12 protein-coding genes are annotated in these 15,515 nt (G+C 58.2%); 4 read left to right on the top strand and 8 right to left on the bottom strand.

The genetic code is table 11. The features are described 5' to 3' along the window. Positions 1–20: 20 nt before the first annotated feature. The 6 genes from LDP01_RS20455 to LDP01_RS20430 all read right to left on the bottom strand — a co-directional run bounded on the left by LDP01_RS20455 (position 21) and on the right by LDP01_RS20430 (position 7,081). Entirely contained in the window at positions 21–491 is a 471-nt protein-coding gene (locus LDP01_RS20455) for a DNA phosphorothioation-associated protein 4 (RefSeq protein ID WP_224094967.1), read from the bottom strand. After that, positions 488–1,417, bottom strand: coding sequence for a coiled-coil domain-containing protein (locus tag LDP01_RS20450; protein ID WP_224094965.1), 930 nt, complete (start codon positions 1,415–1,417; stop codon positions 488–490). The genes LDP01_RS20455 and LDP01_RS20450 overlap by 4 nt, the downstream gene beginning before the upstream one ends. 37 nt (positions 1,418–1,454) lie before the next feature. Beyond that, on the bottom strand, positions 1,455–2,549 hold the full coding sequence (locus LDP01_RS20445) for an AAA family ATPase (protein WP_224094963.1): 1,095 nt from the start codon (positions 2,547–2,549) through the stop codon (positions 1,455–1,457). Next, a complete protein-coding gene (locus LDP01_RS20440; RefSeq protein ID WP_224094961.1) occupies positions 2,546–2,707 on the bottom strand; it encodes a hypothetical protein in 162 nt (53 codons plus the stop codon). The genes LDP01_RS20445 and LDP01_RS20440 overlap by 4 nt, the downstream gene beginning before the upstream one ends. A gap of 42 nt (positions 2,708–2,749) precedes the next feature. Then, positions 2,750–4,564 (bottom strand): DEAD/DEAH box helicase family protein, encoded by a 1,815-nt coding sequence (locus LDP01_RS20435; protein WP_224094959.1) that lies wholly within the window; start codon positions 4,562–4,564, stop codon positions 2,750–2,752. Positions 4,565–4,882: 318 nt separating this feature from the next. Beyond that, entirely contained in the window at positions 4,883–7,081 is a 2,199-nt protein-coding gene (locus LDP01_RS20430; protein WP_224094958.1) for a sigma factor-like helix-turn-helix DNA-binding protein, read from the bottom strand. Positions 7,082–7,384: 303 nt separating this feature from the next. Here LDP01_RS20430 and LDP01_RS24025 point away from each other — a divergent pair, with 303 nt between their 5' ends. Together LDP01_RS24025 and LDP01_RS20420 are read left to right on the top strand one after the other, a co-directional pair. Further along, on the top strand, positions 7,385–7,636 hold the full coding sequence (locus LDP01_RS24025; protein WP_224094956.1) for an ATP-binding protein: 252 nt from the start codon (positions 7,385–7,387) through the stop codon (positions 7,634–7,636). A 43-nt stretch (positions 7,637–7,679) separates the two neighbouring features. Beyond that, on the top strand, positions 7,680–9,506 hold the full coding sequence (locus LDP01_RS20420; RefSeq protein WP_224094954.1) for an OLD family protein: 1,827 nt from the start codon (positions 7,680–7,682) through the stop codon (positions 9,504–9,506). Positions 9,507–9,999: 493 nt separating this feature from the next. Here the strand turns inward: LDP01_RS20420 and LDP01_RS20415 are convergent, their stop codons facing one another. Together LDP01_RS20415 and LDP01_RS20410 are read right to left on the bottom strand one after the other, a co-directional pair. Then, positions 10,000–10,647: a TY-Chap2 family putative peptide chaperone gene (locus LDP01_RS20415; protein ID WP_527249113.1), complete on the bottom strand. Its 648-nt coding sequence runs from the start codon at positions 10,645–10,647 to the stop codon at positions 10,000–10,002. 80 nt (positions 10,648–10,727) lie between these two features. Then, positions 10,728–12,464: a hypothetical protein gene (locus LDP01_RS20410; protein WP_224094949.1), complete on the bottom strand. Its 1,737-nt coding sequence runs from the start codon at positions 12,462–12,464 to the stop codon at positions 10,728–10,730. Between the two features lie 1,203 nt (positions 12,465–13,667). On the opposite strand from LDP01_RS20410, the gene LDP01_RS20405 reads away from it, so the two are divergent. Further along, positions 13,668–13,877, top strand: coding sequence for a hypothetical protein (locus LDP01_RS20405; RefSeq protein ID WP_224094947.1), 210 nt, complete (start codon positions 13,668–13,670; stop codon positions 13,875–13,877). A 1,044-nt stretch (positions 13,878–14,921) separates the two neighbouring features. After that, positions 14,922–15,488, top strand: coding sequence for a hypothetical protein (locus LDP01_RS20400; RefSeq protein ID WP_224094945.1), 567 nt, complete (start codon positions 14,922–14,924; stop codon positions 15,486–15,488). The last annotated feature ends 27 nt before the right edge of the window (positions 15,489–15,515 follow it).

The raw sequence follows: 15,515 nt of genomic DNA, 5'->3' as shown, positions 1-15,515 counted from the left end.
AATGGCGCACGTGGTTCCGTCTACCACTTCACCCCGCCGAGTAGTTCGTCGACGCTCATGGGCTTGATGCCACCGTCTTGAGCTAAAGCATCGGCCACTACATCAAGCACGACCAGCGCCGCTGTCTGGTGGCGCGTATTGATCTGCTCCTGGATGTACTCCAACCCACCGTTGGCATATTCCTCGAAGATCCGAATTCGTTCTTCAAGGCGGGGTGCATCGAGGACCTCGGGGTCATCCGCGACGGTATTTACAGCGATCATGCTGATCAAGGAATCGCTGTAGAGCGGACCGGTCAGCACGTCGATTCGGATGCCCTCGCCTCCTGTTCCACTTAGCGGAACCCGCCGACCCTGACTCCAACCAACGGCAGCAGCGAAGAGAAGAACATCGCGATAGTACGGGAAGCCTGCCTCTGACTGCATCAATTCGATGAGTACAGCGTGATCTTGCGGGCGCCTTGCGCGAACATCAGCTTGTGAACTTGTCATCGGATTTCGATCTCCTGCAGCTTGGAGTGCGCCGTCTTCGACGGCCGAATGTAGGGGTAAGGTGTCCCGTTAAACTCGATGTCCTCTGCCTCAACGCCTTCGCCGGCCGCGTGACTCTCGATAACCCCTAGATGGCTGAGGAATGGGCGAAGCTCGGTCAGCACAGTGCCCAGCCCTTGACTCTTGCTCACGAGAACCACCAATTGCGGAGCCAATTTGGCAAGTGCCCTAGAAACGGCCGTCTGATAGTTCACGTCGAGTGATCCGAATGCGGCGTCCATAACGATCGGGTACACCCCGGCGTCCGGTGCACCGCTGGCTTCCGCATCCTGGAGCTCTTTGCTCTCTCGGGCCAAGGTCGAGACCGCTGCGACAAAGCTCAAGCTGAGTATTTGGTTCTCCCCTGTGGACTTGCCGACAGGAAGGTTCGTGGCTTCATCGTGGAGAGACAGCTCGAAGTTCTCACTGAGCGTAGGGATGTAGGACTTCTTGAATGTGATGTCGCTGTAGATCTCCTTCAGCTTCGCATCCAAGCGCCGTCTCATGTCCGCCTCGCGGATCGACAAGATTTCCCCAAGGGCCTTACGGACGTTAGTGACTAGGTTTGAGCGGCCCAAAGCACGAGCGGCCAGCTCGTCCTCGATCTCGGCTTTGCTTCGTTCTCGGTTCTGGTGATCCAGGTCCTTTGCGATGGTCTGCAGATCGGTTTTCAGGCCACCGATCTCCTGCTGGCGGGCGCCTATCCGATTGTCGAGGTCAATGCGCTTGCTCTCAAGGAGTGTGACCTCCTCATGTCTGCTGTCTCGTAGCTTGTAGTCAAGTTCCGAGCTCTCAGCCACCAGCTCGCTGATGCGCTCGTTCAGGCCATCAATTTCTTGGGTGACACTGGCAAGCGCTTCGCGAAGATCATTGCGCGCCCCTCCCATTAGCTCAATCTGGCCGCGCAATTTCTGCCACGCTGTCTCAACCTCTTGGAGTCCGGCCCTTGTGCCTCCATTCCTGAACTTGCTTCCAGGCTGGCGAGTGCTCGACCAAATCGGTACCGCAGATGCAGGTTCGTTCGTCGAGCAGCTGGTCGACGAACTCGCGCTTGAGGGGAGCCGGAAGAGCACCCCGCCGGTACAGGCTCTGCGCCATTGCCTCTGTCTTCTCGCAGAGAGGGTCGGTGAAGGCTAGAAAGCCGCGGGTTCCGATCAGGGTAGCTCGTCTGTCATGGGCCACTTTCAACTCATCACGAGCGAGGTCTAACTCCCTACCGACCTGGTCGCGCTTCTCTTGTATGGGAGCAGCTTCGGCGTGCTGTCGAAGAACAGCGAGGACGCCTTCACGTTCTTCCGTGAGCGCAGCATGCTGGCCCTCGGCCACGATAAGTGCTTCTTTTTTTGCTGTCTCACGCTCGTTCAGATCGTCGATGGCTTCCTGAATCTTCGATAACGCCCCTCCGTTCTTGTTACGCAGCTCGGCCGTCACTTTGTTGTCGACCTTCTTGAGGTGGACAAGGGCTCTCTCCACTTGTTCGAGCCCCAGGAGCATCTTGATGTCCTTTTGCGCCTCTGCATATGCACCTCCCGCCACCAGCTTCTCGATTCGTTCGCCATTGAAGAAGAAGAAGCGACTGAAGCTTTCGGGGAGGATGCTCGAAACCTTGACTTGCGGGCCCTCAACGACTTCGGAGGAGCCGTCCGGGTTGGTTACCCACAACTGGGGCTCGGGAGCACCCCTCTGTTGGAGGTCCGATTCTTTGCGCAAGCTCATCGAGCGTAAGAGCCGATAGTTGAGCCCCTCGTGCTCAAAGCGAATATCGACCGCAGCAGTTGCGCTGGCACCAATGGCGGTGCGAGCCCATGCGCCATCACTGACCAGCCGGTTCTTCTGTTCCAGGTCGTCCGAGAGAATACCGTACAAGCACCAAGTGAATGCGTTGAGAAAGGTGGTCTTGCCAGCGCCGTTCGCGCCAAAAAGCATGGCCACTGGGCGCACACTGTCCGTCGTGAGGTCGAATGTTTGTTCGCCTTCAAACTGACGGAAGTTGGTAAGGGTGATGGACTGCAATTTCAAGGCAGGATCTCCTTGACTACCGTGAGCAAATCATCGGTCGCGTCGTAGGTGGACAGGTGCAATTTAGACCTCTCGATCTCTAGCACTCGCCTAAGCAGGTGCTGCTCCTCTTTGGTCAGTTCATTTAGCACCTGGCGCTCATTCCGTGCCTCAGCCATCGTGCTCCCTCCTTTCAGGTTTTTGCATTTGTCACTTGGTCATCACAGGTCCATCAGCTGGTACCGCTCCTTAAGCGGACGCAGGACCTGCAGAGTTTCCTCGTAGTTCTCCGACAACTTACCGAACTCGTTTGCGCGCTGGAATTCGCGAATCAGGAGTGCTCGCTCGACATCGAAATTGATTGGAGCATCAGCGGGCGGCACCGCGAGGTAATCAAAGATGACGGCGTGCGTTTTGCCTTCAGCACGGCGCAGCAGTCGCCCTCGACGCTGAATGAACTGGCGAGGGTTTGAGCTGCTGGCGAGCAAGTATCCGATCCGCGCATCAGGGATGTCGACGCCCTCATCTAGACATTTCATTGCTGCAAGGATCCGAAGGTCGTCGCCGGAGCTGAACCTCCTAAGTAGTTCCTTGCGCTTAGGACGTAGCGTCTCGCCAATATAGTCGTGGACCGAGAGGAGCAGGCCGTTGCCGATCATCTGCATGACTTCGGAGAGCTGCCGTTCGCCCGGAACTTCGCCGAATGGTCGTGGACGGCGACCTTCAGCGCAGTAGACCAGTTGGAACCAGCTGTCACGATGTTCCTTCAGGTCTGCTTCGAGAGCAGCCACCTTACCCCCGGCATGCCCAAGTATGTTGGCTCGATCGCGCAAGAGCCGCCCAAGTGCCGAATCCTCTTTTGCGTCCGTGATGCTCTCGCCTGAGGCAATCCGTTTGGCAATTTGCCCGGTTAGGTCGACGTAGTATTCAGTTTCGTCCGGAGCTAACTCCACCAGGCGCGGGTAGTAGTGATAGCGGGTGAGGGCGCCCATAGCGATTGCCCGGTCCATCGGCAGCTCGAATATGATCTTGCCGAAGTACTGGATGAGCTCATCGGTGCCTTCGTCGTCGAACCAACGTTCCGGTGTGGCGGACAGAGCCAGCCGATACGTTGCGTTCTGGGGTAAGGCCGCTAGGTAGGTGGCCGACCCCAGGTTGTGTGCCTCATCGCCTATCACTAGAAGGGGCTGCGAAATGCGTGAGAGCACTGACTGGAACTTAGCACCTGCGAAGGATGAGTTGGTTGCGACCATTACGAGTAGTGGTCGCTGGCCCATCCGAAGAGACGTCAATTGGCTTTCAACGGTCGGCTGCCACTTCTTGCTGTCATCGTATATTGCGATCGGCCTTACGCCGAACTCTTCGATCTCTGTAATCCATTGGTCCACCAGGTGCAACTGCGGAGCAACAATTACCATCACAAGCGGCTGTTCGTGTTCTCTAAGGGCGCGACTCAGCTGCGTTGCAGCGATCATGGCAGTCTTGGTTTTACCCGTGCCGGTCGCCATCTTCAGGATGCCCCGCCCTTGGTTCCGCAGCCACAATTCGACGGCCTCGCGTTGGTAATCGCGGACCGTCAGCCAATCAGGGATGGTGAGATGGGACGGGTCCGATGCCACTTCTGGTGGAGGATTTAGGGCCGAGTCCCGCCCGGGCAGAGTCGCTGTCGGACGCTCCTCTGCCAACTTGAGCAAGCGTTCACGCGCCACGTCAGGGAAGGGTTCGATGCTCAGGGATGGTGTCTGGTTGGACCACAACGCTTCGAAGTCGTCCTCCAGCCGTAACGCGCGCGCGCCATCGCCTGGCACCCATCCCTGGTACACCTCAACCGACTCAAAGTTGGCCATCAGGCCGCCATAGGTCTCGTTGCTGCTACCCGTGAAACCAACCAGGTCACCTTGATCGTCGCGGAATACGCCGATTTTCTCGTGATAGATGCCGATCCGGCCTTCTTGCTCTATGAATGCCAACTTGATGTCCAGACGGCCTTCGGCGATGAGCCGGCCCCAGGAGCCCGAGGCCCTCCAACACAGCATCAGAATCTTCCGAATCGAGTTCGCGTAGTGCGGCGCGCTCGATCACATCGCGCAGCTCGTAGCCCCGCTCGATGTCAACGATGTCGTCTTCATTCAGATGCGGCGATGCAATTAGGCGCATCGTCCCACCGCGCTCTGCGAACGTCTCAATTCCCCTGGCGTAGAGTGCCAGACTGGTCGACGTGAAGTAACCGACTGCGCGGCTGTAGCTGGAAGCAACAGTGAAGGCCGGCACGAAGAAGTTTGCGACGACATCTTCCCTATCACTGCGGTAGCGATCTTTTAGGCGCAGTGAGCGGAGTCCGAGCGGTGCGCCCATCAGAGCAGGTCCAGGATGTCTTCGATGTCACCGCGGCGCTCCGGGGGCTTAGGCCTGTCCACGGTGTCTAGATGCTCACGGAGGCTGATCAACAATTCGGCGATGTCGTCATCGCCGCGCTCTCGGTACGCTCCTATTAGGCCTATAACGGGGGTAGATTCCGGCATTTCAAGAGCTACGGCAAATGCTCGGCGGGCGGCATCTGGGTCAAGATTTTCGCCCGCTCCCACCAGGCTAAGAGCGTCCGAAAGAGGCTCACCGACGGGTTCACGGGCGGGCTCGAAGCTGAAGCCACCGTCGTCCCCGAGCACCAGGAATGCTTCTGTTCCGGCGGCGATGTCTTGATCCATTAGGAACCGGCGGATGGTTCCAAAGGAGGGCTGCGTGCCCGTCCACGCAATGAGCTGTGGACCAAGCGACGAGGGCAACTGACGGGACTCGCCCGGCTGGAGGCCAACGGCCGCGGCAATCCCGACGGGAGCGACTGAGCCGCTGCCACGAAGGTGGTCCGTGCTGATGCGGACCCGGTAGGCCCACGCATCAGGCCTGCGGAAGAGACGGCGTGTACTGGCAGGAGTCTTCCGAATTTCGTGATCTCCAGAATGCTGGCGGACGACCCCGTTTTGAATTTCGAACGGTCTCATGCTGGCGTAAGCGACCACGCTGTTCGCTGTCACGGTGTAACGGCCCGTGATGTGCTCAATTAGGTCGTTTAGATTGGCGCGTCCCCCGTTCCGTGCCACCTGTTCGCGAATTACGGAGCGTATGCCGGCGTAGGCCTCCATTCCCCATTCCTTGAGGGCCCAACGGTCTCGGTCGATTCGTTCAAAGCGGTCGTCTTGACTCATCGCATTCTTGAGTGAGCCAACAGTGCGATCAAATACGAAGCGGTCTACGATTTCCTGGGCGCCCATTGGGGAGCCTGTCACGGACAGCACAGCGGCTGCATAATCACCCACAGACTGCACACGTGTGAAAACAGCATCATCCTCGACGATGTAGCCGCATCGCCGCAGCCAGGAGGCCGTCAGATCTGACAGTTGCTCCGGGCGGCCGGTTTCGATCAGGTCAAGCTCGACGAGGCGGGCCACCCCGTATTGGTCAACCCGTTCCTCGAGTTGCGCCCGAGTGACCGTCTCAGCGGACTGCATGGTGGGCACCGCGCACCAGCCGTCCTCAATCTCGTATGCGTCGTCAAGCCCGTCGAGCACCCGCCACGCCGGCTGACCCACAGCCTCGACTGTCTTTCCAAGGGAAGGGATTAAGGAAAGCAGGTCTTCGAGGGGGCGAATCGTTCCGATAAGCGTTCGGGCGGCATCCGCGACCATCGCCAATGGGCCGCCCTCCGAAATGAAACCGAGCATAACCCCACGAGCCTTGCCTTCGATCTGACGGACACGTTCACGAGTAATGCCGTGGACCCTGCCGAGTTCGTCCAAGGTAAGGGGGACGTCGGCAAACACCCTGTTCGCGAGAACGTTGACTGCGCGGTCATCCAGAGTGGCCAAGGCCTTGTCGAAGAAGACAGCGACGTCACTCCCGGACTCGCCATTAAGCAATGCCCTTGCCTGCAGCAGTTCGAGCCGTTGGCGGGCCTCGACTACTTCTTTAGGACTTCCTGGAGCCAGCGGTGCCCCAAGCAAGGGCTGCTTCGGCAGCCCGACTAGGGCATACCAAGCAGCAATCCGCTTGAAATCATCGATCACGGACGTTAAGCGGGGCGTGGGCACTTCCAGCTGCGGCTGCTTACTCGATGTTGTAAAAGTAGTCACTGCCGGCGTTGCCATAGAGGTCGAGGCGTCCGCTAGAGCTTGCAGAATAGAATCTATAGTCCCGACGCCGACGCTGCGCCACCGCATCATTTCTTCTAGCCTGACAGGGATCAGATCTGCTGCCGTATTGCAGCCATGGCTTCCTAGGGCGTTGACCGCGCGTGCCGGCAGCCGGATTTCGAGCAGATTCAGCTCAGGGGTGAGGCCAGGAAAGATCTGGCCAAGGGTCCACTGAGTGAGCCGTTCCATAGCAAGTCCCGAGAGCTGTCCCAGTCTCTGGACACGGGCCGTCACAGTGTTGCCGTCGATCGCATCCTCCCACATCGGAAGGGCGTTGGGCTCGGCAACCCCGGGTAGCCATGGGAACGCGTCAAGCCAAGTGCGGGGACGCTGGTCCTCAAAGCCCGGCAAAAAGTCTTCGGTCATGCGATGAATTTCACTTCCCCCATACTTCTCTCAACAGCCAAATCTACTCCCCCGAACCTGTATGACCGCATAAGCCACACACCGTGACAGAAAACTGCCACGTGTTAAGCCCGGGAGTCTTGGGGGAGACAAGAAGACAGCGACACCGCGCTGCTATATAAAGCGGAGAAGTACCAGGTTAGGCATCGCCAGCTGCCTTCAGGATCAGAGCCGCGTGTCCACTTCCTCGATCCTGCGCTGGCAAGCACCCAAAGACTAGGGTGGACTCACTGGCCCGCCGTGGAAGGCAAATGAAAGGGAAAAGTGTCACTCAAAGGAGAAGGTTTCGAGCTTATTGGCATCAGTCTTTTCGGCCCTAAACCCGTAGACGCGGTCCACCTCGACCTCAGCGAAGGTCTCTCCGTCCTTTACGGCCTAAACGGCAGTGGCAAATCAACCATTTTGAAGGAAGCAGAGTCGGTGCTCCGAGGAATCGGTCCGCGCCAATCTTCGGGCGTCGCTTCGGATCGCTCGTGCCTACATGTGCGGCTAACGCCCCCTTCAGGAGGCTCCTGATGCCTTCGAAGACTCCACCTTTGAGGCATCGCTTTATAGTTCCATGCTTCCCGCAGACGAAGTCGTGGGATCTCTTCCCTCGCATGACACGCGCCTCACGCGGTGGAAATGGCTGATAAACGAGTTTCTGAGCCAAGAACTCGACGAGGACTGGATCTGGGATCGAGAACCGCTTGCTTCTCAGCAGTCCATAACCTTCAGCTTGGTTCCGATTGGCAGCATTGCACAGCCTGCATGGGGCTCATACCTGAGTTTGCAACTGACAGACGCCGACCATGAGAACCTCCAAGACTGGCACGACCTTCAGCGCAAGTTTCTCTCGGAGATGATTGCGACCGGAGAGAGCCAATACCAGGACGCGGTAGTCGAATCCTTGGCTCATAACCCCATCCGTTCCTTCGACACGACGCCTTGGAGCCGTGTGGCGACACGTGGCCGAGTCATTGACCGGAACTACTTTTCTCAGTGGCCATCGCGTTTCCCTGTGCCTGTTTCAGCGTTCGGCAGAATTGAAGTCTCCCCGGTTCACGTCATTTCCGATAGCGGATCTGTGGAGAGTACGCGTGACACCACCAACAACCTCTTGGTAGCGCTAGTGGAGTCGCAGGGCGACCTACTTGATATAGCCGATGACTCGGAAACGCGGTTCCACCCCGCGTTTTCAGCACGGGTATCGACGCTCATTGACGAAGCAAATTCTTTCCTTGACGTCACAGGGCCACACTTCTTCCGCCTAACGCTCGAGCTCAAGTCCCCTGCTGAATGGTTTGTCGGGGAAGTTCCTGAGTGGACAGCTGAGATTGAGGGCGAAACCATCGGCTTGGGCCGGCTTTCTGGCGCGGAACAGCGTTGGGCACTAACGGCACTGCAGTGGGCGATCTCCGGGCTGGACCCCAGCCGCCCGCAGATGTTCCTAATGGATGAACCTGAACGGGGACTTCATCGGAGGCGGGAGCATGAGCTCCCGAGGATGCTGAGCAATGTTTGCGGTCGTTCCAAGCAGATGATGGTACTCACTGCTTCGCACGCACCCTCCTTTTTGGACGTCCGCACCGGCGCAGATCTCCACCATGTCAGTCGATTGCGAGGCCAAGCCACCAGCCTTCGGTACATTGACTTGGGCACTAGCCTTTTCACGTCCCAACCCGCTGAGGTCCTTGGTTTGAGCTCCGCTGAGCTCCTTCAGCTCACAACGGTCTTTGTTCTCGTCGAAGGTTTCCACGATGAGAACATTCTCAAAGTCGCCATCGGGGACGAGGTGGCCAGGGTTGGGGGAAGAATCATCCCCATCAACGGTGCACGGCATGCGCGATCCATCGCTGATGCGCGCATTCTCCTGGACGCGACCGACGCCTCCATCATCCTTGTTCTCGACAATGTGACTTCCGGTCCAGCGCTCAGGATCTGGGATGCGGCAACGGAACTTCTTCAGAACGGTGAGCGGAAGTCCGCGAAGGCCGCCCTCGGTCGACTATCTGGTCTCGGCCCTGGTGGCGAACTACTTTGGTTGCAGGAACTTGGAGAGCGTGCCATCGATGCCAACGTCATTCATCGCATCAAGCCGTTCGGGCTATCCAAACGAGACATCGTATGTTATCTTCCAGTCTCTGAATTCATACCTACTGCGGCAACCTGGGAGGAACTAGAAGCGGCTTATGAGTTCGCCCGAGCTAAGCGATTAACCAGCGTCGATTTCAAGTCTTGGTTGAAAACAATGCGTGGGGCGGTCCTCACGCGTGAGCGGATTGACCACGCCGCCAAGTCCTTAGGAGATAAGCTCCCACGCGAATTTGACGACCTTGCACTAACTGTCCAGTCGCTCGCGTTAATGGGTGCGATCGATCCGCTGGAAAGCCTAGCGGGCCAGTAGGGCTCTTCTAGCTAAAAGGAAGGGCCCAAGCTCAGGACTCCAAGCCAAGGTAGCGGTAGGCAGTAGTGGCGGCTGACTCCAATGATCTTTCGGATGGCACCTGGGCTAGAGACCGCGCCCGTTCAGTTCATGCGCCCGTCTTACCTTCTCTGGGTCCGCAGCCCCCTGCGTCCTGCCTGTCTTGCGTCCATTGACTGCTGCTACAGCCATGCCGACCCTATTACGCTCAGACAACTGGTCACGTTCTGAGCAAACGCAGACATGATGGCGACCATGGTCTGCGCCACCCCCCCCGACCTCGCTGTCCAGGTCCGTGCCGATGCCATCCGGGACTGCCCCGGCTTTTGTTGACTCGAGGTCTTCGGCCCCTGCCGGGCTTTGCACCGGCCCCTCGCCGCCCGGCTCAGTCCCCCTAGGTACTTGACTTGAACGGTAGACGTTACCGCCCAGACCCCCTCTTAGCCTCCGCATTCCCGTTGTCAATGGGTCTTAGCTATGGCAAAAGGCCGCCGAAAACCCCGGCGACCAGCAGGTAGAGGCTGCCGTTCAGTTCCCGGTACCTGGCATGAAGATCGATTTGCCGGTGGTCAATCTTGAGCCAGCCGTAATTGTCAAGAACGGCAACTTCCTCGCCATCTCTGGTCAGTGCCCAGAGTGTGTCCTCGTACGGGAGAAGTCGCTCCTTGGTCGACTCCGAAACGTGGCTCATTGGCCCCCCGGTCCGCTCGTGAGTCAACCACTGTCTCCCGTCGCCCACGGTCATCTCCAGTATCGAGGCCATGACCCTGTAGCCCAGTGCGCGAGGACTGGTGACAGGCGACTTCTCAGGAAGGTGGATGTGAAGTGACTCTTCCAAAGCGATTGCGATCGCTCTGGCACTACGCATCCTTAATGCTTGATCCCACGCAATCGTGAAGGCACCCTCGCTGCCCGCGGTGAACCCGAGTCCCATCCGCCGCGCCTGATACTCAGGCCCGGTGGGACTGGTCAGCATGAGAGCATCGGTGTGTGCTGCCGAGCCCCCCTCGCCTGTCAGCCCTATGTACACCGTATTATCCCTCCGGCTGAGCTCGCTAGCCACACGCCAAGCCAAAGCATTGATATGCCTGTAGTAAAGCGAATCTCTCCCGCAATCAATCATCGTCAAACTTCCTTATAGTCAGGCACTCAGATAAAGGCACACGTCTGCGGGCGCCGAGCTCATAACAGCAGAAGCTTGGATTAGTGCGGCTGTCCCCGTGTGAGAGACTCATTCCCATTGGCCGTGATCGTTGGCTCTTCGACCGCGCCCGAACTCGTCTTCACGCCGACGGCGCCCTCGTCAACAAGGGCCGCAAGCTTGTCGATTTGACCATGATCGGCGTCAGCCGGGAACATCCACCGGAGATCGCTCTGTTCTGTGATGACGCTGATGGTCGGACGCACGCTATCACCCTGGTGGTGTCTGGGTCGCACATACCTCACCTCATCCAGCGGGAAAGCACCGCCGAGTTCACCACGGCGGAGGAGACCCCTAGGCGTTGCGGTGATTATCCGGTGATCAGTCACTGCCACGAAAGTACTGGAGACAAGCCTCTCGACGAGAGTACCTGTCCTTCCAAGCGCAAGCGCGTCCCAGGTAGCATCAACTCGCTTGGCTAGAACCGGGGGTATTACACCCGCGAGGTTATGGGAACCAGCCGTGTAGGGAAAGGCAATCGCCCGCAGCTCTTCGCCGTCTTTCATGAACCACCGAAGCACGTGAAGATAGGGGTCGAGATCAAGATCCTCCGGAGCGCAGACCGTGTCCGGTACCTTTGGCATCGCGGCAGCCGGATTGAGCATATCGGCGAGAGGTTCGATGCTTCCGAGGAGTTGTGCACATGTCAGTCTTGAGGCCTTTGCATCCCTGCGCTTCTTTGTCAGCGGCAGGGTACCCTGACCGGGGAGTTCCGCGATGATACGCAATTCACGCACAAGAGAGTCGGTCAGGTGGCCGATCTCTCGGATGGACTGTGCGACCTTGGGTGGAGTATTACGAGTGATTCGCTCGAAGAGCAGCGCTTCATTCTTGTCATCAGCGCTTCGAGTTCTTGCCACTGCAGCCCGAAGGGCTTGGTACTCTGCAAAGGCCTTAAGGGAAGTGAGCAACGCGTGAGTATCGAAAATGATGGCCTCAGCGTTCAACTCAAGATATTGGCGACGCGGGCGTCCATCTAGTTTGGCGATTTCTTGGATATGTTCACTGACATTCTTCCGGTACAGCTTCATTTGCCTGCGTATCGGCGTTCCGCTGGCTGCTACCGGCTCCCATACGGAATCAATAATCGAAGGGAGGCCACGCGCCTCGTTCGTTGCTTCGTCAATGGCCTCTGCCAACGCCTCTAGTTCAGACCACTGGTCATTGCGAATTGCCTTCAAGGTCTGTGTTGTCAACGCGATGTTGGTTCGCATAAGGTCAGAAATTTCGCCGAGCTGCATTTGAAGTGCAAGCATGGCGACCGCAGGTCCGATCGCGGCAATCGCGGTTGCAGCTGTCATGGAAACCGGGATGAAGCGTGCTTGTGCGACCATCTCACCGTTCTTGAAGATGGCGCCAAGTTTCGCTCCATCCTTCGCAGCGAGTTCCCCGCCGCTCTTTAGCAACGAGAGAGTGGCGTCATTGACCCGGTACAAGCCCCGTGCGTTTGAGACTGCCTCCGCGACGTTACCTACGATAGTCCCAACACTGGCAATTGAACCAAGAGCCTGTGAGAGTTGGGCTCTGTCGAAAAATGGGATCCGTCCGAAGTCAATAAGTTCGAGGCCCCCGGGCACGTCACCGAAGACGACAGCTACACCCGGCGTCACCTCTACGAGCGTCGTCGATGTTGGTGCCTCTTGCGCGTGTGACTCGTTCCGTTGCTCACACACTGGGTCTTCATGCACCTCGCCGCTGTCTTCGGGACTAGCGACGGCGTCTGACGCGAGCTCCATCATTGCACTCCGTTCTCGTTCACACCTTTATAGTGCAATCCCCGCGTGAGGGACCTGACAAGTATTGCAGGAACCCGGCCAAGTTCTTCCGCACTAGCGGACTGTTTGCAAGATCTTCGGGTCCAGGGCAGGAACGTGCCGGGCGCTGGCGGCATCTTCGGTGAGAACCAGAGAGCTCGTGAAATTATTAGCAGCTCCTCCGACGGATGTTCCTCCGATTTGGGGTGAACGCCGCGGCAAAAACCCACCCAGGATACTGTTCCGTTATAAGACACCGCCCGGTAATGCGTTCGTAAACGGCATTCCATGGAGCGTATCCGTAGAGGCGTCGATTGTTGATTCTTTCAACACCATCGTCAAAAGCCCCGCTCTGGTCTTCCATGTTTGCTATCCGTCTCAAGCGCTCTCTGGCTATGGATACCGAAATAGTCTGCGGACTCTTCCCCCAGACGGTTCAACCGATCCTTGCCAGCCACACGATTGGTTTCTTCCACCACGAGACCGATGCCACGCCCTCATGAGCCACATTGATGTTTCGTCTTTTGGAAGCCTTTGCGCGTTCATGTATTGATCACCCGCAGGTATAGGGTCGTCATCCCGTTTTGACTGGTGCTCGTAGAGGCGGATGCCTTGAAGAGCCAATGTCAGACGGGCTCTGCCCTCCTAAAAGGAGGTGCGTACTCAGCCGGAGGACCATTCGCTGTTTGACCATCCCAAGTAGCGCGCCTCCGCCAGCACGGTCCTTCCGACAGCACAAGCCGCATCGCCTCTCTGCGAAAGCATGACCTATGGCTGAAGGAAAACTTGTGCTCTTGTCTGCTGCTGTCAGGAAGGCAGTTGTATATTACAAGCGGCGTATACACCCCTTGTGCATCCTCCCTTCGTAACTATCAAACTCGTACGGTACCCCAGGGGCTATCACCGGCGGGCAGGGGCCCGGATCGCGAAAGGGTCTCCCCCCACCCCGTTGCTGGTAGCTGCGATCGAAGCCTGACCATGGTGATTGTCACCCATATCGACTGGTTTATCGGCTCGAAGCATGGCAGTACGTGGTGGGACCCGTCTTGACCGATGAATGTGGCCTAACGGTGCATCTGGGAACCAGCCATGCTGCTGTGTGAAAGGGGTAGCGCAGTCGTGACAGCTCCATGCTTTACCGTCGGCATGGTCTTTACGGCAGTCATGAGGACAGGGATGATGAATTGCATGCCAGTCGCAAGCGTTATGCGCGGACTCAAGGTCACGTCGTGGACACTCGTTGCCCTCGGCTTACTGCTGCTGGCGACCGGCCTCCTGAGTGGCACGTGGGCTTGGGTCTACATTGCGGTGGTGATGGCCATGTCGATCACCGAGTGGGTACTTAGAGACCGAGAGGAAATTCGGCAGGAGCGGGCACACCAACCGCACGCCGAATAGACCCAGCCCGGCAGCTGAGCCCACCACCTCCGACAGGGTTACCCGTCAGATTTCGTGGTGGTCAACGTCGGAACAGCCAAACCACCAGATCCGCCCAGATCCGTCCGGCCCCCCGGGAAACCAGCCGCTTACGACCATGGCTGTGCGTTTAGCGTCCCCGTAGAAAGCCCTGTACGCCGAAATTCTGACGACGCTTCGTTGGACCCCGGTTTGGGTACGCCTGGACGGACGGCGCATGGGTTTTTGGGGCTCACACGTTCCAGCCCTGAAGCCATCTTCGGCAGCAGAAGATGCGGGTGCCTCAAGACGCCGGGACACAAACGCCTTCCGTGAGAGACGCAGGTGCGCTCTCGTCGATTCCCAGTGAGAGACGCAGGTGAATTTGCGCCTACTTTGATACCCAGCAATACCCCTTCCCGGCGTCTGCTTGCACGAAGAGACGCAGGTGACAGCAGACCTTGGGGTCACCAGGGACGACGACCTCCCCTGGTCTAATCGGTAAGGGTGCCTTGGCGCCCGCGCGGAGCGGACATCCAACGCCGAAAGAAGGCGAAGTAACCGGATTGGGGACTGGTCCTCATCTGGCAGATCCGGGCGTGCGCCCTCAGGGGCAAGACGCCCGGTGCGGCTTCGAGCCGGCAGTCAGCCGGTGGATCCAAGGACCGCAGGAGGAGAGAACAGCCCCGTATCTGCCCTAACTCTCCCCATGCAGAATCGGGCTATTCACGTTCGAAATCCCTGGTATTGCAGGCCTTGATGCAGTGCAGTATGATCCTCCATCAGAGTTATATAGGACACATCGTGGTGGGGGGAAACGACAGCGTGGCCAGACCCAAAGATCAGTTTCAGCGCAGCTGCCTCGTCTGTCTCACCACCAATCCCCGCTACATTCCGCCCAACCCGCATTACGCCAAAGGGCTTTGTGAAAAGCACTACCGGCAAGCACAGCGGAAGAAGCCCAAGTGCAGGACCGCCGGTTGCACAGCTCGGCTGGAGCCCGGACGCTCACGCGAGGGCTACTGCCGGATGCACGAACCTCTGCTGTTGAAGCAACCCGTTCGCACGGAAGAAGCCATGGCCCGGACCCTGGACAAGTTTCTGAGCCAAATTACGCCGACCCTTGACGGCCTTGACGGCCTGTTTGGATGCTGGCCCTGGACAGGGAGAATCAACAAGGTTGTTGTCAGTCTGACCGGTGAAGTACGGCCAGGATACGGCGTCATCAGCATCGATAACCACGAATGGCTTGCCCATCGCTACTCCTACGGACTCTTCATAGGCGGACACGGAAACCGTCTGACACTGGACCATGTCTGCCGCAACTCCCTGTGCGTGCGCCCCGACCACATGGTCCCGATGACTTCGCGGCGCAACAGCGAACTGGAACACCATCGCGCATCCGACACCCCCGAAGATGTCATTCAGGATCTCTTCAAAATCAAGCAAATGAGAGAAGATACGATGCTCTGGGCGATGCTTCAGGGACTGCCCATTAGCAGGGCAACCCCTGGTGGAGGACCGTTCGCTTACGGACTGGACGGTCAGCCCTTCGAGCACATGACCGGCCCAGCAAACAATCCGTCCATCAAGGAATTGTTCCGGCGAAGGTAACCGTGGTGCCAAACCACGCCTGGCGTA

Origin of the sequence: Arthrobacter sp. StoSoilB13 (assembly GCF_019977255.1) — a bacterium.
Lineage (GTDB): Bacteria > Actinomycetota > Actinomycetes > Actinomycetales > Micrococcaceae > Arthrobacter.
The sequence above is the reverse complement of the archived record's forward strand: the minus strand, read 5'-3'. Positions and strand labels throughout refer to the sequence as shown.